General features: G+C 49.4%; 18 protein-coding genes and 1 other annotated feature. Of the genes, 17 read left to right on the forward strand and 1 reads right to left on the reverse strand.

Annotated features, from left to right (window positions below):
* Window positions 1-48: 48 nt before the first annotated feature.
* Window positions 49-274: a binding site (T-box leader), on the forward strand.
* Between the two features lie 243 nt (window positions 275-517).
* The 17 genes from ileS to CR205_RS05030 all read left to right on the forward strand — a co-directional run bounded on the left by ileS (window position 518) and on the right by CR205_RS05030 (window position 22,698).
* A complete protein-coding gene (ileS, locus tag CR205_RS04950; protein ID WP_110517529.1) occupies window positions 518-3,280 on the forward strand; it encodes an isoleucine--tRNA ligase in 2,763 nt (920 codons plus the stop codon).
* Window positions 3,281-3,496: 216 nt separating this feature from the next.
* Window positions 3,497-4,189, forward strand: coding sequence for a TraR/DksA C4-type zinc finger protein (locus CR205_RS04955; protein ID WP_110517531.1), 693 nt, complete (start codon window positions 3,497-3,499; stop codon window positions 4,187-4,189).
* Window positions 4,190-4,733: 544 nt separating this feature from the next.
* Complete coding sequence (gene lspA / locus CR205_RS04960) at window positions 4,734-5,201, forward strand: signal peptidase II (RefSeq protein WP_110519686.1); 468 nt, start codon at window positions 4,734-4,736, stop codon at window positions 5,199-5,201.
* Window positions 5,194-6,114, forward strand: a complete 921-nt coding sequence (locus CR205_RS04965) for an RluA family pseudouridine synthase (protein WP_110517533.1) — start codon at window positions 5,194-5,196, stop codon at window positions 6,112-6,114. Before lspA ends, CR205_RS04965 begins: the two co-directional genes overlap by 8 nt.
* Window positions 6,115-6,502: 388 nt before the next feature.
* Window positions 6,503-7,048, forward strand: coding sequence for a bifunctional pyr operon transcriptional regulator/uracil phosphoribosyltransferase PyrR (pyrR, locus tag CR205_RS04970; RefSeq protein ID WP_110517535.1), 546 nt, complete (start codon window positions 6,503-6,505; stop codon window positions 7,046-7,048).
* A 121-nt stretch (window positions 7,049-7,169) separates the two neighbouring features.
* The gene (locus CR205_RS04975; RefSeq protein ID WP_110517537.1) at window positions 7,170-8,495 is read left to right on the forward strand and encodes a solute carrier family 23 protein; all 1,326 of its coding nucleotides are present in this window, start codon (window positions 7,170-7,172) and stop codon (window positions 8,493-8,495) included.
* A gap of 203 nt (window positions 8,496-8,698) precedes the next feature.
* On the forward strand, window positions 8,699-9,592 hold the full coding sequence (locus CR205_RS04980; protein ID WP_110517539.1) for an aspartate carbamoyltransferase catalytic subunit: 894 nt from the start codon (window positions 8,699-8,701) through the stop codon (window positions 9,590-9,592).
* Entirely contained in the window at window positions 9,589-10,857 is a 1,269-nt protein-coding gene (locus CR205_RS04985) for a dihydroorotase (RefSeq protein ID WP_110517541.1), read from the forward strand. Before CR205_RS04980 ends, CR205_RS04985 begins: the two co-directional genes overlap by 4 nt.
* Window positions 10,858-10,859: 2 nt before the next feature.
* A complete protein-coding gene (gene carA / locus CR205_RS04990) occupies window positions 10,860-11,969 on the forward strand; it encodes a glutamine-hydrolyzing carbamoyl-phosphate synthase small subunit (protein WP_110517543.1) in 1,110 nt (369 codons plus the stop codon).
* Complete coding sequence (gene carB, locus CR205_RS04995) at window positions 11,962-15,174, forward strand: carbamoyl-phosphate synthase large subunit (protein ID WP_110517545.1); 3,213 nt, start codon at window positions 11,962-11,964, stop codon at window positions 15,172-15,174. The genes carA and carB overlap by 8 nt, the downstream gene beginning before the upstream one ends.
* A complete protein-coding gene (locus CR205_RS05000) occupies window positions 15,171-15,938 on the forward strand; it encodes a dihydroorotate dehydrogenase electron transfer subunit (RefSeq protein WP_110517547.1) in 768 nt (255 codons plus the stop codon). Before carB ends, CR205_RS05000 begins: the two co-directional genes overlap by 4 nt.
* Window positions 15,935-16,876: a dihydroorotate dehydrogenase gene (locus CR205_RS05005; protein WP_110517549.1), complete on the forward strand. Its 942-nt coding sequence runs from the start codon at window positions 15,935-15,937 to the stop codon at window positions 16,874-16,876. The genes CR205_RS05000 and CR205_RS05005 overlap by 4 nt, the downstream gene beginning before the upstream one ends.
* Window positions 16,846-17,568, forward strand: a complete 723-nt coding sequence (pyrF, locus tag CR205_RS05010) for an orotidine-5'-phosphate decarboxylase (RefSeq protein WP_110517551.1) — start codon at window positions 16,846-16,848, stop codon at window positions 17,566-17,568. Before CR205_RS05005 ends, pyrF begins: the two co-directional genes overlap by 31 nt.
* Window positions 17,568-18,185, forward strand: a complete 618-nt coding sequence (pyrE, locus tag CR205_RS05015; protein ID WP_110517553.1) for an orotate phosphoribosyltransferase — start codon at window positions 17,568-17,570, stop codon at window positions 18,183-18,185. The genes pyrF and pyrE overlap by 1 nt, the downstream gene beginning before the upstream one ends.
* A 12-nt stretch (window positions 18,186-18,197) precedes the next feature.
* On the forward strand, window positions 18,198-18,851 hold the full coding sequence (locus tag CR205_RS05020; protein WP_110517555.1) for a class I SAM-dependent methyltransferase: 654 nt from the start codon (window positions 18,198-18,200) through the stop codon (window positions 18,849-18,851).
* 245 nt (window positions 18,852-19,096) lie between these two features.
* Entirely contained in the window at window positions 19,097-20,860 is a 1,764-nt protein-coding gene (locus tag CR205_RS05025) for an ABC transporter ATP-binding protein (RefSeq protein ID WP_110517557.1), read from the forward strand.
* A complete protein-coding gene (locus CR205_RS05030; RefSeq protein ID WP_407923543.1) occupies window positions 20,860-22,698 on the forward strand; it encodes an ABC transporter ATP-binding protein in 1,839 nt (612 codons plus the stop codon). Before CR205_RS05025 ends, CR205_RS05030 begins: the two co-directional genes overlap by 1 nt.
* A gap of 497 nt (window positions 22,699-23,195) precedes the next feature.
* Here CR205_RS05030 and CR205_RS05035 read toward each other — a convergent pair whose 3' ends face one another.
* On the reverse strand, window positions 23,196-24,893 hold the full coding sequence (locus tag CR205_RS05035; protein WP_110517559.1) for an Rqc2 family fibronectin-binding protein: 1,698 nt from the start codon (window positions 24,891-24,893) through the stop codon (window positions 23,196-23,198).
* Window positions 24,894-24,907 lie beyond the last annotated feature (14 nt).

The raw sequence follows: 24,907 nt of genomic DNA on the forward strand, positions 1-24,907 counted from the left end.
TTCCCTTATAATTTTTTTCATGACTGACGATAATGATTGAAGAGTATACGTAAAACGCTGACGGGGAGAGTATGCGGCTGCAGATCAGTAAAAGCGAATCGGAGATGGTGAAAGTCCGGTCTGATGCAGAAGCAGAAAATCACCCCTGAGTTACACACCGAACCCGGATGGCAGTAGGCTGTGTCGCATCATTCACGTTACGAATGCCTGGAGTGGACAGACGGCATCCGTCTGTTCATTAGGGTGGTACCACGGGTAAATCCCCGTCCCTATTCTGGGACGGGGATTTTTTTGTTTTGGCTCTGTTAAAGTTCCCTGTTGATTTTTATTTAATGCTGATTGAAGCGAACTGACGACACTCCTGCGGGAACAGCGCCGACTGAAGACCCCGCAGGATGCTTTTCCCGAGTAGGCTGAAGCGGTGCCCGCGGAAAGGGAACGCAGTGAGCGTAAATCAAGGACAGTCTTTAAACTGAACGAATGACAAGAGCGATGAGCTCTCAAGGAGGAATACAGAATGAATTACAAAGAAACGCTGCTCATGCCGAAAACAGACTTCCCGATGCGTGGGAACCTGCCGAATAAAGAACCGGGCATCCAGCAGCAGTGGGATGATGAAAAGCTTTACGAACAGGTACAGGAACGGACAGAAGGACGGCCTCTTTTTGTGCTGCATGACGGACCTCCTTATGCAAACGGGGATATCCATATGGGCCATGCCCTGAACAAGGTTCTTAAAGATTTTATCGTCCGATACAAATCCATGTCCGGTTTTCACGCACCTTATGTTCCTGGCTGGGATACACACGGCCTGCCGATTGAAACCGCTCTTACAAAAAAAGGGAAGGTTAAACGCAAGGAACTCACAGTAGCTGAGTTCCGCAAAAAGTGTGAAGAGTATGCCCTTGGCCAGGTAGACAGCCAGCGTGAGCAGTTTAAGCGTCTCGGTGTAAGGGGCGACTGGGATAACCCTTATATCACACTTACACATGAGTATGAAGCACAGCAGATCCGCGTTTTCGGCGATATGGCCAAGAAAGGCTACATTTACAAAGGGAAGAAGCCTGTCTACTGGTCACCGTCCTCTGAATCGGCACTAGCAGAAGCGGAGATCGAGTATGAAGATAAGCGTTCACCATCGATTTATGTGTCATTCGATGTGAAAGACGGAAAAGGAGTTCTGAACGGAGACGAGAAATTCGTCATCTGGACGACAACGCCGTGGACAATTCCTGCGAACCTCGGGATTGCCCTTCATCCGGAACTTGATTATGTGGTGGCAGACGTGTCCGGTACGAAATACATTGTTGCAGAAGGACTGCTGTCTTCAGTAAAGGAAGCTGCAGGATGGGAAGATGCTGCAGTTGAGAGGACACTGAAAGGGCAGGAACTGGAACATGTGACCGCCTCCCACCCTCTTTATGACCGTGAAAGTCTCGTGGTTCTTGGCGATCATGTATCCCTTGAAGCAGGAACCGGATGTGTTCACACGGCACCTGGGCACGGGGAAGATGACTATCTGGTTGGACAGAAATACGGCCTGGACGTCCTTTGTCCGGTGGATGACAAAGGTGTGATGACAGAAGAAGCACCGGGTTTTGAAGGTCTCTTTTATGATGCTGCCAATAAACCAATCACAGAAAAGCTCGATGAGGCAGGGGCACTGGTACACCTGAGCTTTATGACTCATTCGTACCCTCACGACTGGCGTACAAAGAAACCTGTTATTTTCCGTGCTACATCACAGTGGTTTGCGTCAATTAAGGACTTCCGTGAGGATCTGTTAAGAGAAATCAACAACGTGGAGTGGCTGCCAAAGTGGGGTGAAACACGTCTTTACAACATGGTCCGTGACCGCGGGGACTGGTGTATTTCCCGGCAGCGTGCCTGGGGTGTACCGATTCCGATCTTTTACGGAGAAGACGGGGAAGCCATTATTAATGATGAGACGATCGATTACGTTTCCGCACTGTTCCGCGAGCACGGTTCGAACATCTGGTTTGAGTGGGACACAAAAGACCTCCTCCCTGAAGGCTTTACTTCCGAACATAGCCCTGGAGGAACGTTTACAAAGGAAATGGACATTATGGATGTCTGGTTTGATTCCGGTTCGTCCCACCAGTCGGTTCTTGAAGAGCGTGACGACCTGCAGCGTCCGGCTGATGTGTACCTGGAAGGTTCCGATCAGTACCGCGGATGGTTTAACTCATCTCTTTCAACAGCTGTTGCCGTTACCGGTAAAGCACCTTACAAGTCTGTTGTGAGTCACGGGTTTACTCTTGACGGCGAAGGCCGTAAAATGAGTAAGAGTGTCGGCAATGTCATTATTCCAAACAAAGTCATGAACCAGCTCGGCGCCGATATTCTCCGTCTTTGGGTGGCGTCGGTGGACTATCAGGCTGATGTGCGCGTATCGGACAACATTCTCAAGCAGGTAGCAGAGGTGTACAGAAAAATCCGCAACACATTCCGCTTCCTTCTTGGAAACCTGCACGACTTCAACCCGGAAGCAAATGCTGTGGCGGAAAAGGATCTGTCAGAAGTGGACCGTTACATGCTTGTAAAACTGAACGAGCTGACCAGCGATGTGAAGGAAGCATACGAAAGCTATCAGTTCGCACAGGTTTATCATAAAGTGCACAATTTCTGTACGATTGACCTGAGTTCGTTTTATATGGATATCGCAAAGGACACGCTCTATATCGAACATGCTGACGATCCGGCGAGACGCTCGATCCAGACGGTCATGCATGAAGTGCTCGTGAGCCTGCTTAAGCTTCTATCACCGGTGCTGTCCCACACAACCGACGAGGCGTGGGAACTTCTTCCCGAGAAAGAAGCAGCTAACGTACAACTGACGGATATGCCGGAGGCAAAAACCTACGCAGATGCTCAGGCACTGACACAGAAATGGGATCGTTTTATGGATCTTCGCGACGACGTCCTAAAAGCGCTCGAAGAAGCGCGGAGCGAAAAAGTCATCGGAAAATCCCTTGAGGCTCACGTCACGGTATACGCAGAAGAGAGCGATTACGAACTCCTCACAGCAGTGCCTGAACTGAGCAAGCTGCTGATTGTATCCGAGGCTACAGTAACGAAAGGCAAGGAAGCAGCCCCGTCCGAAGCGAAGAGCTATGAACTTGTCAGCGTTACGGTATCACCTGCAGAAGGAGAAAAATGCGGCCGCTGCTGGACGGTAAGCCGTACAACCGGCCAGAATGAGAATCATCCGGAACTCTGCAGCCACTGTGCAGAGGTTGTAGAGAAACATTACGTGTAAACGAGCTTGAAAAACCGCCCCTGGGGCGGTTTTTTTGCTTCGTTTGGCCCGGACATATCAAAGGTTGACTGGCCCCATAGGGTTTAGGTCGGGGAATGTGTCCCCGGAAGCGGTGTTTTTACATTTCTTCCTTCCTTAGCAAAAGTTGTGCAGGCTAATACCGGTGATCAGGGTAAAAATAAACCTGAACCAAAAGTTACCGGAAGGAGGAACCGGATGAACCAGTACAATGAATTAAAAACACATCTGATTAATGAAAAGAATGAGGTGCTTCAGCACCTGGCATATGCTGAACAGTTTGGAATGAGTGTGTCTCTAAGGGACCGGACAGGGGAACTGTCGAATTACGATAATCACCCGGCAGACAGCGGCTCTGAGCTTTTTGAACGAAGCAAGGACTCGGCTTTATACGGCCAGGCGAAGAACCACCTGAAGGAAATTGACAGAGCACTGGAAAAAATGGACAAAGGTACTTACGGCATCTGTGAACAGAGCGGAGAGCGGATCCCCCTTGAACGGCTCGAGGCAAATCCTCTTGCAAAAACGACAGTTGAAGCTGCAGATAAAACCGGAAGCGACGAAGCCTATTTCGACCGTCCGGCTGAAGAGGCCGTTCTTGGTGGTTTTGACCGCTATAATTACGATTCCAATGATACTGAAACAGAATTTGATGCCGAGGACAGCCTGCAGTCAGTAAGCAGCTTCAATGAAATCGATGGTGTGAACGACGAACTCGGAATCGAAGCATCAGAAGAGCTGGTCGGGTATGTCGAAGAGCTGGAAGGCTTCCTATCGACCGGTCTGGACGGGTACCGCGGTACAGACAGTGTGAAATTTGAACGAAACGAACACTACAGCCACTATGTAAGCGGGATGACAGAAGAATCATCGGAAGATAACGGGGAATAGCCTGCATGTTAAAAAGGAGCATGGCTTTATGTTTGTCAGGAACGCTTCGCTGAACGCCATCCGCTTGCTTTCCAAGCGTTCAGCTTCGTTTGGCTAAACGGAATCAGCACTTTAAGTTTAATCATTAAAGCATGTATCCAGCAATCAAAAATGACTCTCGCCAGCGGCGAGGGTTATTCTCTTTACAGAAACCAAGGTTAGTTTGTAATTAAAGTCCAAAGACAGTCCGGGAAGGAATGCCCGTAAATGTTCATACGGCAGATTTTCCTGATATCTGTAACTGGGAATGAAGCGGAAGGCGGCGACTCCGACGGGAAAGGAATATTCAAGACTCTGCAGGGCGACTTTCCCAAGGAGGCAGAGGCGTTGCCCGCAGATAGCGTCTGCCTGCAGCGAAATGAATTCTGAATACCTAATGAATAAAATCGATGGTCAGCACTGGGCTGACATTACCCGAGCCTCCCCCTTTTATTGTGCGAACGCCCCGCCTGTGCTAAAATGCAAAAGGACACATGTGTGGAACGGAGGCAGTAAGTTGAAAGCAATAAAGTATTATGCCATAGCTCTTATAATTATCATCCTTGACCAGATTACAAAATGGGTCGTTGTCCAGCGTATGGAAATCGGCGAATCCATCCCGGTTATCGAAAATGTATTCCACTTCACTTCCCACCGGAATGCGGGGGCTGCTTTCGGAATTCTCCAGGGTCAGATGTGGCTTTTTTACATCGCCACTGCCATTGTGCTCGTATTTGTAACGTATTACATACAGACACAGGGGAAACACAATCCGCTGTTTGGAATAAGCCTGGGCCTTGTTCTCGGCGGTGCGATCGGAAATTTCATCGACCGTATTCTTTTTAATGAAGTTGTCGATTTTATTGACGTTTACATTTTCGCGTATAACTTTCCAATTTTTAACGTAGCGGATTCCGCACTTGTAGTAGGTGTTGGACTACTGATTGTGTATGTATTTATTGAAGACAGGAAGCAGGAGAAAAAAGATGACTAAACATGAAACAACGATTACAGAAGAACAGCAGGGGCAGAGAATTGACAAAGCGCTGGCGAGCGTTCTAACGTTTTCCCGTTCCCAGATTCAGCATTTTATTGACGAAGGACTGCTTAAAGTCAATGGAAATGAAATAAAAAACAAATACAAGGTGCAGCCCGGCGATCACGTCACGTTAATGGAGCCGGAGCCGGAGGAACTGGATGTAACGGCTGAAAACCTAGATCTGGATATTGTCTATGAAGACGCGGACGTGCTTGTTGTAAATAAACCGAGAGGCATGGTCGTTCACCCTGCACCGGGACATACAAGCGGCACCCTGGTGAACGGACTTATGCACCACTGTACAGATCTCAGCGGCATCAATGGTGTCGTGAGACCCGGTATCGTTCACCGCATCGATAAGGACACTTCAGGTCTGTTAATGGTCGCTAAAAACGATACAGCCCACGAATCTCTGGTAAATCAGCTGAAAGCAAAAACAACGAAGCGTGAATACCGTGCGATCGTTCACGGCTTAATCAGTCATGACACAGGGACAATCGATGCCCCGATTGGAAGAGACACGGATGAGCGTCAGAACATGACGGTAACTGAAAGAAACAGCCGTGATGCGGTTACCCATTTTCACGTGATTGAACGGTTCAAAAACCACACGTATGTAACATGTGAACTGGAAACGGGACGGACACACCAGATTCGGGTTCACATGAAATATATTGGTTTCCCCATCATGGCAGATCCGAAATACGGACCCCGTAAGAAATCTTCCTATCCGATTGATGGGCAGGCGCTCCACGCAGCAGTACTAGGTTTTAAACATCCGCGCACCGGCGAGATGATGACCTTTGAAGCCCCTCTGCCTGAAGATATGCAGGCGTGCCTCGCACAGCTTAAACGGGAAATGGGTTGACGATTTTCAGAATGAGTGCCATAATAACACAGACAGCGAAATTGCAGACACCCTTTAAGACAGTCCAGAGAGGCTGAGAAGGAATTGTGTTGCACCTGCTTCAGATACCAGTGTATCTGACATGTATACCTACGCAGATGTAAGCAGATCCTCTCATCCGGATATCGGACGGGAGGATTTTTTTATCTCCTGCTGAATCCGGACTGCATTCGTAATATAAAGCTGTTTTCGGATAGTGTAACTATGGAGCGGAAGGCGGCGACTCCAGCGGGAAAAGCAGCAGCCGAAGACCCCGCAGGGTGATTTTTCCCGAGGAGGCTGAGGCGTTGCCCGCGGAAAGCGTCCGCCTGAAGCGTAATAAAGAGAGCAAAAAGGAGGCACCGCAAAAATGACAAAAGGTATTTTGGATGAGCAGGCGATTAATAGGGCACTCACGCGGATTGCCCACGAGATTATTGAGAGAAACAAAGGAATTGAGAACTGCATTCTTGTAGGGATCAAAACCAGGGGCATTTTTATTGCCAAACGTCTTGCAGAGCGGATCGAACAGATTGAAGGACGTCCGATTGACGTGGGTGAAGTGGATATTACCCTTTACCGTGACGATCTGACAACGAAAACAGCGGATGATGAGCCGGAACTTAAAGGCACCGACATCGCAGCCGATATTACGGATAAAACGGTTATACTTGCCGATGATGTTCTCTATACAGGAAGAACCGTAAGGGCCGCTCTTGATGCATTGATTGATCTCGGACGTCCCGCACAGATCCAGCTTGCCGTCCTCATTGACAGAGGGCACCGGGAGCTGCCGATCCGGCCGGACTTTATCGGCAAAAACGTACCAACCTCAAAATCAGAAGTCGTAGAAGCCCGGCTCAGTGAAGTCGACGGCACCGACGAAGTAGTCATACAACAGAAAACCTCCCTTTAAGCTGGTCCAGTGAGGCCGGGAAGGGGTACACTCCTCACGCATGCTTTCGTATGCGTAACGGACGATACCTCTTTGGATACAAAGAGGTTTTTTGTTTGCATAAAAAGAGGAGGAATCACATATGGAAAACACAAAAAACACAGTAAACATTCATGAAGTTCCACGGTTTGATAAATGGCTTGTTCTGAGTCTCCAGCATTTGTTCGCCATGTTTGGGGCCACCATTCTCGTGCCGATGCTTGTCGGACTTGATCCGGCTGTTGCGCTCGTATCGAGCGGACTTGGTACTCTTGCCTACCTGATCGTAACAAGGGGACAGATTCCGGCCTACCTCGGCTCCTCGTTTGCCTTTATCATGCCGCTCATTGCCGCCATCAGTCTCGGTGGACCTGAAGGAGCCATGATCGGGAGTTTCTTTGCAGGAATTATTTACGGGGTTGTTGCCCTGATTATTAAAGCAACCGGTGTGAACTGGCTTATGAATCTTCTGCCGCCGGTCGTTGTCGGCCCGGTTATTATCGTCATCGGCCTTGGGCTTGCAGGCGTAGCCGTAGATATGGCAATGAACGACCAGGCAACCGGGGAGTACAGCGGTGCGCTGTTTACCGTCGCCATTGTGACACTTGCCATCACACTCATAGCCGCAGCTTTCTTTAAGGGATTTTTCGGACTCATTCCAATTCTGATCGGGTTAACCGGTGGATATACGTTTGCATGGACACAGGGAATGGTGAATCTGGCACCTGTAAGAGAAGCTGCCTGGATCGCCTCACCAGACTTTCTTATTCCTTTTGCAACTTATACGCCGCAGTTAAACTGGACAATTGTGGCGATCATGGCTCCGATTGCTCTCGTCACACTGGCAGAGCATATCGGTGACCAGATGGTTCTCAGTAAAGTAGCCGGAAAGAACTTTATCCGTAAGCCGGGACTGCACCGTTCAATTATGGGAGACGGCGTCGCCACGTTCCTCTCCTCCCTTCTCGGGGCGCCGCCGAACACCACATACGGTGAAAACATCGGTGTTGTCGCACTTACACGGGTGTTCAGTGTCTTTGTAATAGGTGGTGCAGCCGTGATCGCGGTCATGTTCGGCTTCGTCGGTAAGGTAAGTGCGCTGATCAGTACGATTCCGGTCCCGGTCATGGGAGGCGTATCCATTCTCCTCTTCGGGATCATCGCGGCAAGCGGGATGCGGATGATGGTGGACAGAAAAGTGGACTTTGGACAGAAGCGAAACCTTATCATTGCCTCTGTGATTCTTATTTTGGGGATTGGAATCGAAGTGAACGAAGCAGCAGACTTTTCCGGAATGGCCATCGCCACAGTTGCAGGGATCCTTCTAAACCTGGTCCTACCCGGTCGTGAGAACCAGAACATTGATGAAGAAGCCATGTTTGAAGAAAATGAAGAAAAAGCAAAAACGAATAAAGAAGATGCGGCATAATAGGGGAGCAGAGACTCCCCCGCCAAATCGTTCATCCTTTAACCAGGTCCAGAGAGGCTCGAAAGGGTAATCCGCGCAGCATGTGTATACAGGACATCTGTATACGTAAGCACAAACTGCGCAGAAAGCACCCCGGGAGAGCTCGGGGTGCTTTTTTTACAACACTGAGTGCATGACCACAAATGATTCAGGAGGAAACCTGCATGTTTCAATTACGCACGCTTGAAGATTTAAGTGCACGAGAGCTCGATGACCTTCTTTTTGAGGCCGGCCGATATGCGAACGGCAGCAGCTGTAGAGAGCAGCTTTCAGCCACAGTCGCAAATCTTTTTTTCGAGCCCAGCACCCGTACCAAGGTCAGTTTTGAAAAAGCCGAGCATGAGCTTGGACTCCATGTCATTAACCTTGAAGCAGGAACATCAAGCATCACAAAAGGAGAAAGTCTCTACGATACCGTCAAAACACTTGAAGCAATTGGCTGTGACGCAGCCGTAATCCGGCATCCGGAGGAGAAGTATTACGAGCAGCTTGAAGGCCTGGAGATTCCGGTGATTAACGCCGGAGACGGTGCAGGAGATCACCCGACTCAGAGCCTGCTTGACCTTCTTACCATCCAGCAGGAATTTCTTTTCTTTCAGAATCTCAAGATTGTGATCTGCGGCGATATCAGGCACAGCAGGGTCGCACGGACGAACGCCGGCATACTGAGAAAACTTGGTGCTGACGTATGGTTTTCAGGTCCTGAAGAATGGATGGATGAATCAATCACGGATGGAAAAGTTCTACCCATGGATGACGCGGTGAAAACAGCCGACGTGATGATGATGTTAAGAATTCAGACTGAACGCCACAATGAAAGCGGCGAATGGAGTAAAAAAGCCTACCATGAGGCATACGGACTTACGGAAGCACGGGAGAGGCAGATGAAGCAGACGGCGATTATCATGCATCCCGCTCCAGTCAACAGAGGCTTTGAGATCGCAGACAGACTGGTGGAATGCGATCGGTCACGAATATTTAAACAAATGGCCAACGGCGTAGCGGTGCGTAAAGCCGTGCTTGTTCGGGCACTTAACCTTAAGGAGGAAACAGTATGAAAACTCTTTATAAAAACGGCATCAGCCCTGAAGGAAAAACGGTTCACCTGCTTGTAAATGAAACGGAAGGGACAATAGAATCGATTACCAGTGGAAACCCTCCGGAAGCAGACCAAACTGTCAATCTTAACGAAAAATTGATCACACCAGGTTTTGTGGATGTGCACGTCCATTTACGTGAACCGGGAGGGGAAGCGAAGGAAACGATCGCCACTGGTACACACGCAGCGGCGAAGGGCGGCTTTACAACAATTGCAGCTATGCCGAATACCCGACCGGTGCCGGACTCGAAAGAAAATATTCGTTTAATTCTCGACAAAATTAACACGGATGCCCGCATCCGGGTTCTCCCCTACGGCTCGATTACGGTACGGGAAGCGGGAAAAGAGCTTGCCGATTTTGAAGGAATTGCAGAGGATGTGCTTGCTTTTACCGATGACGGAGTCGGGGTCCAGGAAGCGGGAATGATGTTTGAGGCGATGCGAAAAGCTGCAGCATTGGGAAAAGCAGTGGTTGCCCACTGTGAAGATAACACTCTTATCTACGGCGGATCCTTACATAAAGGAAAAGTCTCTGAAACTCTGAATATACCGGGAATTCCGAGCATCTGTGAATCGGTGCATATTGCAAGAGATGTCCTCCTTGCCGAGGCTGCCGGCGCTCACTATCACGTGTGTCATGTCAGTACAAAAGAAAGTGTCAGGACGATCCGGGATGCCAAAAAAGCAGGAATCCATGTGACTGCTGAAGTCACCCCTCATCACCTTTTGCTTAGTGAAGAGGACATCCCCGGAAATGATGCCAACTACAAAATGAATCCGCCGCTCAGAAGTGAAGCAGACCGTCTGGAATTGATCGAAGGACTGCTTGACGGAACCATCGACACGATCGCGACCGACCACGCTCCGCACACGAAGGAAGAAAAATCGAGGCCGATGGAAGAATCCCCGTTTGGGATCACCGGACTGGAACTGGCATTCCCGCTTCTATATACGAAGATGGTAAAAGCAGGATGCATGACTCTGCAGCAGCTTGTGAGCTGGCTTACAGATAAACCGGCCGGAATATTTCAATTACCGTATGGAGAGCTGAAACAAGGAGGAAGGGCAGAATTTACAATCATTGATCTGGAAAAAGAAAAACAGGTTCAGGAAGCGGATTTTGTATCAAAAGGAACGAACACGCCTTTTACAGGAGAAACACTGGCGGGCTGGCCGGTAATGACGGTTTTTAACGGAAAACGGATCTGGATGGAGGAGGAGTAATGATGACAGCACGCTGGCTCGTACTTGAAAATGGTGAGGTTTTTAAAGGAAAAGCAATCGGATGTGATCAGCTGAACTCCGGAGAAGTGGTCTTTAACACATCCATGACCGGGTATCAGGAAATGATGTCGGATCCATCCTACTGCGGACAGATACTTACGCTAACTTATCCACTGGTGGGGAATTATGGTATCAACCGGGACGATTTTGAGTCGATTACTCCTTATATAAGCGGACTGATCGTAAAAAAAGCTTCCGTACACCCAAGCCACTTCAGATGCAGATTTACTCTGCACGAATGGCTTAAAGCTAACAATATTCCTGGTCTTATGGGCATCGATACCAGAAAGCTGACCCGGATGATCCGCGAGCGGGGAACCATGAAAGGGGCCTTCTGCAGCAGTATAGACCAAATTGATGAGAAGGTAACAAGGCTCCAGGAACAGGCATTTCAAACGAACCAGGTTGCAAAAGTATCCACCAGAACCCGGTATGTGACGCCCGCTTCCGGAAAGCGAATTGTTCTTATTGATTACGGTGCGAAGAAAGGAATCATTAAGGATCTGAATGCTCACGGATTTGAAGTGATCGTTGTTCCGTACAACATCTCATCAGACGAGGTGCTGAGCCTGAGCCCGGATGGCGTGATGCTCAGTAACGGCCCTGGAGACCCCGAGGATATCCCGGAAGCCGTTGAGACCGTGCGTAATCTTCTCGGCCAGGTGCCGTTGTTCGGTATCTGCCTTGGCCATCAGCTGCTTGCCCTTGCCGGTGGTGCAGAAACAGAAAAAATGCGCTTCGGTCACAGAGGAGGAAATCACCCAGTAAAGGATCTCAGAACCGGTAAAGTGGCTATTACGTCACAGAATCACGGATACACAGTGAATCCGGCTTCTGTTGAACAGACAGACCTTGAAATTACCCATATAAATGTGAATGACCGGAGCGTCGAAGGACTCCGCCATACTGTTGTACCGGCATTCAGCGTGCAGTATCATCCGGAGGCAAGTCCCGGGCCGGAAGACGCCAAGGATCTGTTTATCGAATTCAGAAACATGGTCGACAAAAATCAAACGCCAGCTTCAAAGAAAGAGGGGATCGTTCATGCCTAGAATTGAAGGAGTAGAAAAAATTCTTGTTATCGGATCAGGACCTATCGTCATTGGCCAGGCAGCTGAATTTGATTATGCAGGGACTCAGGCCTGCCAGGCGTTGAAGGAAGACGGCTTTGAAGTGGTGCTGATTAACTCCAACCCGGCTACGATTATGACTGATGAAGCTGTGGCAGACCGTGTTTACATTGAGCCGATTACCTGTGAATTTGTAAGCCGGATCATCCGCCAGGAACAGCCTGACGGCCTGCTTGCCACCCTCGGAGGTCAAACCGGTCTGAATATGGCGATCGAGCTTGACGAGTCCGGAATTTTAAAAGAGTACGGCGTCAGACTGCTCGGGACCGACCTTGACGCGATTCAGAAGGCTGAAGACCGGGATCAGTTCCGCACGCTGATGAGAGAGCTTGGGGAGCCTGTACCGCCGAGTGACATAATTCATCAGGTGGAAGAAGCTGTTGCTTTTGCTGATCAGATCGGATACCCGGTCATCGTGAGGCCTGCCTACACCCTGGGGGGCACGGGCGGCGGTATTGCAAAGAACGAAGAAAAGCTCCGTGAAATTACGGCTGCCGGGCTTTCCTACAGCCCGGTCAATCAGTGCCTGATTGAAAAAAGTATTGCCGGTTTCAAAGAGATTGAGTACGAAGTGATGCGCGATGCCGATGATCAGGCGATTGTCGTCTGTAATATGGAGAATATTGATCCGGTCGGCATTCATACAGGCGATTCCATCGTAGTAGCACCAAGCCAGACACTCACTGACAGAGAGTATCAGCTGCTCAGGAACGCTTCACTGAAAATTATCCGTGCACTCGGTATTGAAGGCGGCTGTAACGTGCAGATGGCACTCGATCCGGACAGTGAAAACTACTACATTATCGAAGTGAACCCGCGGGTGAGCCGCTCATCTGCTCTGGCTTCCAAGGCAACGGGTTATCCGATCGCCAAGTTGAGTGCCAAAATCGCAGCCGGTTTTACCCTGGACGAATGTGAAAACCCGATTACAAAAACAACCTTTGCAAGTTTCGAACCGGCACTCGATTACGTCGTCACTAAGATCCCGCGCTGGCCTTTTGACAAATTTGACGCTGCCAACCGATCGCTCGGCACACAGATGAAAGCAACCGGAGAAGTGATGGCGATTGGAAGAACAATGGAGGAAAGCCTTCTTAAAGCGGTCCGGTCCACAGAAACCGGTATTGATCACATCACCGTTCCTTACAAAGACCATCTCAGCCACGAATGGCTAAGGTCAAGGCTTGAAAATGCCGACGATGAGCGTCTTTTCCTCCTGGCTGAAGCGATCCGTCTTGGGTACTCTACCGAAGAGCTCCATAAAATGACAAAAGTGGACGTGTTTTACCTTGAAACGCTCCGGACGATCGTTAATATGGAGGAAGAGCTTAGAAAAAACCGGTTCGGCCAAGACCTTCTCACAGAAGCGAAGGAAATGGGCTTCTCGGATCAGACGATTGCGGGGCTGTGGGAGACAGATGAGCGGGAAGTGGAGGCCTTGCGCCTGGAAAACGGCATTGAACCTGTGTTCAAAATGGTGGACACCTGTGCAGCCGAGTTCGCTTCCTACACACCATACTTTTACAGCACGTACGAGGAGGAAAATGAGTCTGAAGCAGGCAGCCGGCCTTCGATCCTTGTGCTCGGCTCAGGCCCGATCCGGATCGGGCAGGGGATAGAATTTGACTATGCAACCGTGCATACGGTCAAAGCGATTCAGGAAGCAGGGTACGAGGCGATTATTATTAACAACAATCCTGAGACAGTGTCAACGGACTTCAGTATTTCCGATAAGCTTTACTTCGAACCTCTTACAGTGGAAGACGTGATGAACGTGGTCAGGGTGGACCAGCCTGTGGGGGTGATTGTCCAGTTCGGCGGCCAGACGGCCATCAATCTGGCTGATGGACTTGTTGAACGGGGCGTGAAAATTCTTGGCACCTCTCTTGAAGACATGGATACCGCCGAGGATCGTGACCACTTTGAACAGCTGATGACAAGTCTGGGTATTCCCCAGCCGGAGGGGAAAACAGCGACGAGCGTCAACGAAGCCCTCGCAATCGCTAAAACAATCGGGTTCCCGGTACTTGTAAGACCTTCCTATGTTCTGGGCGGACGGGCGATGGAAATTGTCTATCAGGAAAAGGACCTGCTTCGCTATATGGAGCGCGCGGTCCGTGTGAACGAGAAGCATCCGGTTCTGATTGACCGTTATCTTCAGGGCAAGGAACTGGAAGTGGACGCCATTTCAGACGGAGAGACAGTTGTGATTCCGGGTATCATGGAGCACATCGAGCGTGCCGGTGTTCATTCAGGAGACTCAATCGCGGTTTATCCTCCGCAGCAGCTCTCCGAACAGCTGAAAGATAAATTGACCGACTACACGATGAGAATTGCCAAAGGACTAAACATCATTGGTCTTTTAAATATCCAGTTTGTCCTGTGTGAAGGAAACATTTATGTGCTGGAAGTGAATCCGCGGTCCAGCCGGACGGTTCCGTTCCTGAGCAAGATCACCGGCGTAAATATGGCAAACCTTGCGACGAGGGCTATTTTAGGCGACCGCCTGGAAGATCTCGGCTTTAAAGGAGGCTGTCTTCCTGAACCGGAACAGGTCTGCGTCAAGGTACCGGTATTCAGCTTTGCGAAATTAAGAAGTGTGGATATTACACTCGGACCTGAGATGAAGTCAACCGGAGAAGTAATGGGCAGGGACGATACGCTTGAAAAAGCGCTCTACAAAGGGCTGATCGCTTCAGGGATGAAGATTCCAACATACGGATCGGTGCTTTTCACTGTCGCAGATAAAGATAAAACAGACATGATGAACCTCGTGAGGAGATTTCACCGGATCGGATACCGGATCCTTGCAACAGGGGGAACGGCTGAAAAAATTAAATCCGAACGCATCCCTGTTACCGTCATTAACAAAATAGGTGATGATAAGCCGACGATGCTGGATACAATCCGTGAGGGGAAAACCCAGTTCATCATCAATACACTGACGAAGGGCAAGCAGCCTGCGCGGGATGGGTTCCGGATCCGACGTGAAGCAGTGGAAAACGGGATCGTCTGTATGACAAGCATGGATACGGCAGAAGCACTGCTGAGGGTGCTGGAAATGATGAGTTTTTCAACCGAGGCGATGAGTCAGACGAAAGCCCGGAGGAAGGCGGTGACGAAGTGAAACAAGTTGAGAAAATGAAAGTCCTCAGAAATGAAAAGATCGCCCGGTCTATATTTGAGATCGAACTGGAGGGGAATCTCGTTCAGCACATGAGCGGTCCCGGGCAGTTTGTCCACTTGAAAGTAACTGACGGCATGGATCCAACTCTTCGGAGACCGGTCAGCGTATGCCGTTATGAAAGAAAAAAAAGTACGTTTACCATGCTTTACCGGGCTGAAGGTAAAGGCACACAGCTTTTAAGCCGGAAGACGGCCGAGGATACTGTGGATGTTCTCGGTCCCCTCGGCACTGGATTTCCAACAGACGGATTAAAACCAGGCTCCCGCTGCCTTCTTGCCGGCGGGGGGATCGGTGTGCCTCCTCTTTATGAACTTGCCCGCCAGTTGAAAGCAGGTGGACATCACGTTACGACCGTGCTCGGATTCCGCTCAAAGGAGGATGTATTTTATGAGGAGGCGTTCCGGGAGTTTGGTGATGTATATGTAACCACCGAAGACGGTACGCATGGCGCCAAAGGATTCGTGACTGATGCGATTGACCGCCACGTACCAGTCTGGGACCGTTACTATGCCTGCGGCCCCCGTCCGATGTTGAGAGCGCTGGAGACGAAGCTAGGCACAGGCGGATGGCTCAGTCTGGAAGAGCGGATGGGCTGCGGAATCGGCGCATGCCTGGCGTGCGTATGTGACGAAAAGAACGGACCTGGCTACCGCAAAGTATGTACGGATGGACCGGTATTTCCGGCAGGGGAGGTGGTCGTATGACCGATATGCGCGTGTCGCTTCCAGGCCTTGACATGAAAAATCCAATTATGCCCGCTTCGGGCTGTTTCGGATTCGGTAAAGAGTACAGCGAATTTTATGATCTGTCTCTTTTAGGTGCTATTTGTGTAAAAGCTGTGACGCCTTCTGTGCGTAAAGGCAATCCCACCCCGCGTGTTGCTGAGACTGGTGGCGGGATGCTCAACGCCATCGGACTTCAGAACCCGGGACTTGATCATGTGATGGAAGATGAACTCCTGTGGCTGCAGCAGTTTAATGTGCCGGTCATCGTCAACATTGCCGGCACCACACCGGAAGACTATTGCCGTGTGGCAACAGCAGTCTCTGACCTTCCAAATGTAAAAGCCGTGGAATTAAACATCTCCTGCCCGAATGTGAAAGAAGGAGGAATTGCGTTTGGGACGGACCCGGTTATTGCAAGGGATCTTACCGAAAAAGTCAAAAAAGTTTGCAGTGTTCCTGTCTATGTCAAGCTCAGTCCCAACGTAACAGACATCGCTGGAGTCGCACAGGCGGTAGAGGACGGTGGCGCAGACGGTCTGAGTATGATTAATACCCTTCTGGGCATGCGCATCGACCTAGCGACCGGACGCCCGGTGCTTGCAAACGGAACCGGCGGGCTTTCCGGTTCTGCCATCAGGCCTGTAGCGGTCAGGATGATTCATGAAGTGAGCCGGAAAGTACAGATTCCGATTATCGGTATGGGCGGCGTCACATGTGCCGATGATGCACTGGAACTGATTCTGGCTGGAGCAAGTGCAGTAGCTGTAGGGACACAGAACTTTGTTGATCCGTTCGCATGTCCTGCCATTATTGACGAACTTGCTGAAAAGGTATCACGGTACAATGTTTCTTCGATTCAAGAGCTTTCAGGAAGGAGCTGGAAAACATCCGCCACGCAGCTGTTAACCAACCGGTAATTGTAGCCCTTGATTTTCCGAACCGCCAGGATACAAAAGCGTTTCTATCAGAATTTAAGACCCCCTTGTTCGTAAAAGTGGGAATGGAACTGTTTTACCGGGAAGGTCCTGCCTTTATACACGAACTGAAAGAAGACGGACACCAAGTGTTCCTTGATTTAAAGCTTCACGACATTCCCGCCACAGTCGAGCGGGCGATGCGGAATCTTGCATCCCTGAATGTGGATCTTGTGAACGTTCACGCACAGGGAGGCACGGAAATGATGAAAGCGGCTCTCAGGGGACTGAACGAAGGTACAGAAAAAGGAAGAGAAAGACCCCTTTGTATTGCAGTCACACAGCTCACGAGTACGAATGGAGAAATGGTGAAACGTGAACTTGGCATCAGTGAGCCGCTTGAAGATAACGTACTCCGCCTCGCCGGTTCAGCAAGAGAGGCAGGACTTGACGGAATTGTCTGCTCGGCCTGGGAATCAAGAGCTGTTGCAGAACGGTTCGGAGACGATTTTCTTACGGTTACGCCGGGGATCCGGAGGCTTGAGGATAGTCACAGCGATCAGAAACGTGTGGTCACCCCGGCTCAGGCAAAGAAGAACAGAGCCGGAGCCATTGTTGTGGGACGGGGAATTACGAGAACGGAGCACCCCGCCGTGGCATACGAGCAGTACGAAACAGAATGGAGGAATAGTTAATGAAGGAAGCAATCGCCAAAGCCCTGCTTGACATTGAAGCGGTATCTTTAAAACCTGATAACCCGTTTACCTGGAGTTCCGGTATGAAATCACCTATCTATTGTGATAACAGAGTCACGATGAGTTTCCCGGAGGTCAGAAAAGAGATTGCCATGGCGTTTGCCGAACTGATCCGGACCCGCTACCCGGACACAGAAGTAATTGCCGGTACAGCAACAGCCGGCATCCCTCATGCTGCCTGGGTGGCAGAGGAGCTTGGACTCCCAATGATTTATATTCGCTCAAAAGCAAAGGCCCATGGACAAAAGAACCTGATTGAAGGCAGATTTGAAGCAGGAAATCGCATCGTCGTTATTGAAGATTTAATATCGACCGGCGGCTCTTCTCTTCAGGCTGCCCGCGCTGTACAGGAAGCCGGGGGCATCGTAGAAGGTGTGGCAGCTATTTTTACGTACGGACTGAAAAAAGGGGAAGATGCGTTTAAGGAAGCGGGGATCACCTGTTATGCCATAACAGACTTTGCCACGCTTGCCTCACTCGCAGATCTTACCCAGACGCAGAGAGAGGCCCTTCGTTCCTGGCAGGAAGATCCTGAAAGCTGGTCAAATTCACGGTAAGGCAGTGATTGAATGAGAAAAATGACAGGCACCGAATTTAACGAACGGGTTTCATTTTTTGACCGAATGGCTCAAACAGACTGGCTTTCTTCTCTTCATAGAGAGATGATTGTGATGGCTGGCCCAAGAAAAAACAAGCGGATCTTTGATTCCGGATGCGGAACGGGCCGCCTGCTCGCCAGAGCTGCAGAAAAAGGAACGGTGCTTACAGGAATTGATCTGTCACCCCGGATGATTGAGGCAAGCAGAAAGCATCTGAAAATGGTGTGCCCGGAAAACAAAACGGTCCTTCAGACAGCTGATGCTGAACAGCTTCCGTTTGATGATAAGACTTTTGAGATCAGTCTCTGTGCGTGCGTACTGTTTCTGCTTCCGGATCCTGAACGGGCATTTTCCGAACTGGCGCGCGTAACATCCGAGAAAATCGTCCTTTTAAATCCCTCGGAAAACCTCAGTCTTGATGCCGCACAGGTGTACATAATGGAAAAAAACCTTAAAGGTGACGAAAAAGACATGCTGATGCAGTGGGGCAGAGTGTCGGAGAGGCGCCACAGATTTTCCGCTGAATCGATCCGGCTCCTTGCAGAAAAAAACGGGTTTACTGTCACCGGGAACCGTCTTGCGTTCGGTGGACTTGCACTTCTGACACAGCTTCAGCAGGCATAGGTATAAAAGGTGTGTCCCGAAATTTCCGGGCGCGCCTTTTGTGTTCATACAGGTACGCAAGAAAAAGAGTAAATTTATGAAAAGCTGTCAGATCAAAAGGATTCGGACGTTTTTGCCAGGAAAATGAGGAGAAAAGAGTGAATATGGCATTTCAGGGCTGTCGCTATTTATTTCGGTAACCGATATATTAGTAATGTTACGTTTTTTTAAACTTTTCAGAAAGGTTCAGGGGGTGACACAGCACCATGAATACATTCAAACGATTAAAGCATTTTTACTGGCCTTATAAAGGATACTTCTTCTGGTCAATTCTGTTTCTGCTTCTTGTAACCGGGATCACCGTTGTTTATCCGGTCATCCTTCAGTTTACGATCGATAATGTGATCGTTGCCGGTAACTACGGGCTCGTACCGTATGTGGCTGTCGGCTTCTTTCTTCTAATGGCACTGAAAGGTCTTTTTACTTATTTCCATCAGTACCTGGGAGATCTGTTTGGCATCAAGGCGGTCTATAAAGTGAGGGACGCTTTGTATTACAAGCTGCAGTTTCTGCCGTTTCGTTATTACGATAACGCCAGGACGGGGGACCTCATGTCACGGCTGACGGCTGATGTGGAGGGATTCCGTTTCTTTTTGTCTTTCGGGTTCGCACAGTTGATCAACCTGACCATGCTCGTAGGGCTCAGCATGGGCATCATGGTCTTTTACAGTCCATCACTTGCCCTTATCACGCTTATTGCCATGCCGTTTCTTGCAGTAACTGTGTACCAGTTTGACAAAAAGGTACACCCTGCATTCACGGACATCCGTAAATCCTTTGCAGGAATGACCACAAAGGTACAGGAAAACATCAGCGGAATGAATACCGTGAAGTCCTTATCAAAAGAAGATTTTGAAATGGGACGGTTTGACACTAAAAACACGGATTATAAAGACAAATACGTGTATACGGCGAACATCTGGGCGAAGTATTTTCCCCTTATGGAACTGATCGGACAGATCTCTGTTGTCGTACTCCTCGGGTACGGCGGCTATCTGGTCATTACGGAAGCTATTACTCCTGGTGTGCTGGTCGCCTTTTTCAGCCTTATCTGGTACATTATCGGACCGCTTATGAACCTTGGGTTTATTGTCAATACGTTCTCCCAGTCCAAAGCCTCAGGGGAACGCCTGTTACAGGTGTTTGACGAAAGTGAAGATATTTTTGATAAGCCGGGTGCCATATCAGTTGAACGGCTGGACGGTCATATTCAGTTCGACCGGGTGAGCCACCGTTACAGCGAAGAAGAGGAACTGGCGCTGGATGACATCAGCTTTGATGCGCCTCCTGGAAAAACAATCGGTCTGATCGGGGCCACCGGATCGGGTAAAACGTCCATCACGCAGCTGATTTCCCGGTTTTATGAACCGGACCGCGGCACGATCTTTGTTGACGGCCGTTCGATCGACAGCTACACATTGAAATCTCTCAGAAAAAATATCGGGGTTGTGCTTCAGGAATCGTTTCTGTTCTCCTCTTCGATTAAAGATAACATCTCTTATGGTGCACCTGATGCATCGATGGACCAGATTCAGGACGCAGCGAAACGGGCCCAGGCCCACGATTTCATCATGGAGCTGCCGAATGGGTACGACACGGTACTCGGTGAGCGGGGAATGGGACTTTCCGGTGGACAGAAGCAGCGGATTGCCATTGCAAGAGCCATCTGTATCGACCCGTCCATTCTGATTCTGGACGACGCTACCAGTGCGGTGGATATGGAAACAGAAGGAAAGATTCAGGCAGCGTTCCGTGAAGTGATGAAAGGAAGAACGACGTTTATCATCGCCCACCGGATTTCCTCCCTGATGCACGCAGATGAAATTATTGTACTGGACAACGGTGAAGTGGCTGAGCGAGGGTCCCATGACGACCTCCTCAAGTCCGATGCCGGCATTTACAAACGAATTTATGATATTCAGTTCAAGGACCGCCACGCTGTCCTTCAGGAAGCAACGGGGGGTGACTGATGATGACAGAAGAAGAAAAACGGCATAAGGAAACAGAGGACCGTACACTCAAACGGTTCCACTACTCAACGGACCAGGCAATCGAAAAACCATTTAACTGGAAGCAGATGCTGAGACTGCTTCACTACATGAAGCCGTATTCAAAAAATCTCCTCCCGCTGGCGATCTTTGCCATGCTTCTGTCCACGGCGGTCCGCCTGCTGGCCCCGTTGTTTATCGGAAGCTATGCCCTTGACAACATCATTGACCACGGGGATATTAATTTTCTGTGGCTGATGGTAGCCATCCTCTGCGGCATGTACATCCTGTCCTGGATCGGCAACTATATGCGTATCAGGTTTATGAACAAACTAGGCCAGCTTGTCATTTTTGACCTGCGAAAGGCCCTGTTTGACCATATCCAGCGACTGTCGCACCGGTTCTTTGACCAGCGCTCGGCTGGTTCGATACTTGTAAGGATTACAAACGATGTAAACTCACTGCAGGAGCTCTTTACCAACGGGGTTATAAACCTGCTTATGGATCTCGTTATGCTGGCAGGGATTATTTTTATTCTCTTTATGATCAGTCCGGAACTGACCCTGGCTATCATGATCATTCTCCCGATCATGTTCCTGATTTCCACGCAGCTGAGAAGAAACATCCGCCGGGCATGGCAGGATGTGCGTGTAAAGCAGTCGATGATCAACTCTCACCTGAATGAGAGCATTCAGGGAATTCGTGTGACCCAGTCATATACCCAGGAAAAAGAAAATATCGGCTTCTTCCACAGCATGAATGGACAAAATTACGAATCATGGAGAAACGCTTCCCAGAAAAATGCCCTGTTCCGTCCGTTCGTTGAAATCAGTGGCGCGATCGGAACAGCTGTTCTTCTCTGGTATGGGGTTACCCTCATACAAAACGAAGCTTTATCGATTGGCCAGTTTGTTTCCTTTGCCATCTATATCGGAATGTTCTGGGAGCCGATCTCGAGGCTTGGTCAGGTGTATAACCAGCTTCTCATGGGGATGGCCTCCTCGGAGAGAATCTTTGAATTTCTCGACGAGCAGCCGAGCGTACCGGAAAAGGCGAATGCCAAAAAGCTTAAAGTGGAAGGCGGAAACATCGAGTTTAACAACGTGGAGTTCGCCTATAACAGCGACCGTAAAGCGCTGAAAAATATCAGTCTCACAATCAACAGCGGGGACACGGTGGCCCTTGTGGGACATACGGGAAGCGGAAAAACCACGATCGTTAACCTGATCAGCCGCTTTTACGATCCAACAGCCGGTAAAGTGACGATCGATGGCCATGATCTCAGGGATGTGACCCTGAACAGCCTGCGTAAAAAGGTGAGTATCGTGCTTCAGGATACGTTCATTTTCTCAGGAACAATCATGGATAATATCCGTTTCGGTCGGCCGGATGCTTCAGATGAAGAAGTAATGGAAGCAGCGAAAACCGTCGGGGCGGATCCGTTTATCCAGCAGCTGAAAAACGGCTATGAAACGGAAGTGGAAGAACGGGGTAACGTTCTCTCTGTCGGCGAGCGTCAGCTGATCAGCTTTGCCCGTGCCCTTCTGGCCGATCCTCAAATTCTGATTCTTGATGAAGCAACTGCTTCCATCGATACAGAGACAGAACAGCTGATCCAGCGAGCCCTGAAGCGGCTTCTCCACGGCAGAACAGCCATCATGATTGCCCACCGGCTGTCTACCATTCGCGAAGCAGACAACATCATCGTTCTTGAGCAGGGAAATATTCTTGAACAGGGGAACCACGATGAACTGATGGACAAAAAAGGCGAGTACTACCATCTTGTCAAAGCACAGTTCAAAGTATTGAATACAGGATAAATGAAGGCACTTCCCTGCATGGGGAGGTGCCTGTTCTGTTTCTGGAGTTTTGTTAATTATAGTTCAGATAATTGTGAAATTAAACGGTCGTTTAAAACGGAGGTGTGTGTTATTGTCTATAAATGGCTGCAGCTGGGTTATTTTTGAATTATCTGATTTTAAACGATCGTTTAAATTGAAGGCTGGATGGCTGGAAAGCCTTATTGAAATGTTATATTATTTTTCCCGAAATGTGCCATTGTTTAAAAATCACTGGGTCTGCGTGAAGAGCAAGGACTGAAGGTCCGCCGAATCGTTAAACCCTGCTGCCTGAAGCCTTGCCTGCGGCAGGCGAGTGTATCGTTACATAATCATGGTGTTAAAACCGGATACAGGAAAAGGCTCTCACCGACGGTGAGGGCCCTTCTTGTTTTTATTAGTTAAATCGTTAGTTTATCGCTGGGTTTTGTCTAAGCCACGTTCTTAAGGCTGGACAAAACCCAGCAGCATGAAACAGTTTACTTTACTCTCAATTCCCTGACCTGATCTTCATCGGGGGTCACAAAAAGAGTTGTCTGATTATCGTAAATCACATACCCCGGTTTTGCGCCGCTCGGCTTTTTTACATGCCGGATCAGCGTGTAATCCACCGGCACCTGTCCAGAGTTTCTCGCCTTACTGAAGTAAGCGGCGAGATTGGCAGCTTCATGAAGTGTCGTTTCCGTAAAGTCCTGGCTCCGGATCACCACGTGAGAACCGGGGATGTCCTTCGTATGGAGCCACGTATCGTCCTGTCTGGCCATCCGGTTGGTGACGTGTTCATTCTGCTTGTTGTTTTTCCCGACCAGAATATCCACACCTTCACTGGACCGGTATTTTTCAGGCTGTGGTGTGCCGGGCTTTTTCTTCTTTTTGCCCACTCTGCGCTTTTTAATGTAGCCTTCATCCGCTAGCTCGTCCCTGATATCTTCAAGATCTTTCGGCGCAGCTGTTTCCACCTGCTGAATCACCTGGTCGAGGTAACGCATTTCCAATCTTGCTTTCTCAATCTGATCCTTTACCACTGCCACGCTGTTTTTGAGTTTTGTATACTTTTTAAAGTAATTCTGTGCGTTTTGTGAAGGTGATTTCTGCGGATCAAGTGTGATCGTAACTGTGCTCTGCTCCGGATCATAGTAGTCAATCACTTCTGCACTTGTATCCCCGTCGCGGATCGTATGCATGTGGGCGGTAAGCAGTTCACCGTAGCGCTGATAGCGCCCTGCTTTTTCCGAGTCTTTCAGAGTCAGCTCGAGTTTTTTTATTTTCTTCTTATTCTTACTGTATTCGTTTCTGAGCATTTTCTCCAGATCGTGCGCCTGCTGCTTCACACGATCCCGTTCGGCTTTGCCTGTATAAAAGCGGTCGAGCATCGTATGAACGCTGTCAAAGTGCTGCGCCTCACCTTTCAGATGGCTCAAATCGATAACGGAGAACTTTCCGTCTTTAATCTGAGGAAAGTAGCCCCCGATTTTGACAGGCTCAAGCGTATTTAGAAATGCCTTGGGAAGGGTCGTCTGGTTTACAAGTCCCGCCCGGTGAAGCATTTCTTTTACGATGAGCGGGGAAAGTCCGCTGAACTTGCCAATCAGCTGTTTATCGATCTTGCCCTGCTGAAACTGGATCTTGCGCATGAGGGTATTTTCATCTGCCTCCAGCGGATTCATTTTGTCCAGGTGAGGCGGTTCTTTGTAAGGCTGGCCCGGGAGAACAGTCCGGTAGGCGGAGAGAGAAGGAGGGATGTGCTTAATGCTGTCAAGAATCATCTCTCCTTCTCCGTCAACCAGCATGATATTACTGTGCCTTCCCATTAATTCCACAACAAGTTTTTTTGTTGATACGTCCCCCAGCTCGTTACGTCCCTTAACGTAAAATGTCACGATCCGCTCCAGTCCGTCCTGCTCGATTTTCTCCAGCATCCCGCCTTCAAGATGCTTTCTCAGAAGCATACAGAACATCGGAGGTTCCTTGGGGTTTTCGTATTTTTCCCCTGTCAGGTGAAAGCGGGCAAAGCTCGCATTTACACTGATCAGAAGAGCATGGTTTTTCCCGTCAGCCCGGATGGTAAAAACGAGATCTGATTTATAGGGCTGGTGAATCTTTGTGATTCTGCCGCTCACCAGTGTCTCCTTAAGACTGTCTGTTACTGCTTTTGTTACGATTCCGTCAAAAGCCAATGTTGATCACCGCC

The organism is Alteribacter lacisalsi (genome assembly GCF_003226345.1).
Taxonomy (GTDB): Bacteria; Bacillota; Bacilli; order Bacillales; family Salisediminibacteriaceae; genus Alteribacter; species Alteribacter lacisalsi.

Coding starts and splice junctions, on each gene's coding strand:
- CR205_RS04985 (WP_110517541.1), top strand. CDS start 9,589: ATGAAAACTCTTTATAAAAACGGCATCAGCCCTGAAGGAAAAACGGTT.
- CR205_RS05005 (WP_110517549.1), top strand. CDS start 15,935: ATGACCGATATGCGCGTGTCGCTTCCAGGCCTTGACATGAAAAATCCA.
- CR205_RS04975 (WP_110517537.1), top strand. CDS start 7,170: ATGGAAAACACAAAAAACACAGTAAACATTCATGAAGTTCCACGGTTT.
- CR205_RS04980 (WP_110517539.1), top strand. CDS start 8,699: ATGTTTCAATTACGCACGCTTGAAGATTTAAGTGCACGAGAGCTCGAT.
- CR205_RS04965 (WP_110517533.1), top strand. CDS start 5,194: ATGACTAAACATGAAACAACGATTACAGAAGAACAGCAGGGGCAGAGA.
- CR205_RS04955 (WP_110517531.1), top strand. CDS start 3,497: ATGAACCAGTACAATGAATTAAAAACACATCTGATTAATGAAAAGAAT.
- CR205_RS05030 (WP_407923543.1), top strand. CDS start 20,860: ATGATGACAGAAGAAGAAAAACGGCATAAGGAAACAGAGGACCGTACA.
- pyrR (WP_110517535.1), top strand. CDS start 6,503: ATGACAAAAGGTATTTTGGATGAGCAGGCGATTAATAGGGCACTCACG.
- ileS (WP_110517529.1), top strand. CDS start 518: ATGAATTACAAAGAAACGCTGCTCATGCCGAAAACAGACTTCCCGATG.
- pyrE (WP_110517553.1), top strand. CDS start 17,568: ATGAAGGAAGCAATCGCCAAAGCCCTGCTTGACATTGAAGCGGTATCT.
- CR205_RS05025 (WP_110517557.1), top strand. CDS start 19,097: ATGAATACATTCAAACGATTAAAGCATTTTTACTGGCCTTATAAAGGA.
- carB (WP_110517545.1), top strand. CDS start 11,962: ATGCCTAGAATTGAAGGAGTAGAAAAAATTCTTGTTATCGGATCAGGA.
- CR205_RS05020 (WP_110517555.1), top strand. CDS start 18,198: ATGAGAAAAATGACAGGCACCGAATTTAACGAACGGGTTTCATTTTTT.
- carA (WP_110517543.1), top strand. CDS start 10,860: ATGACAGCACGCTGGCTCGTACTTGAAAATGGTGAGGTTTTTAAAGGA.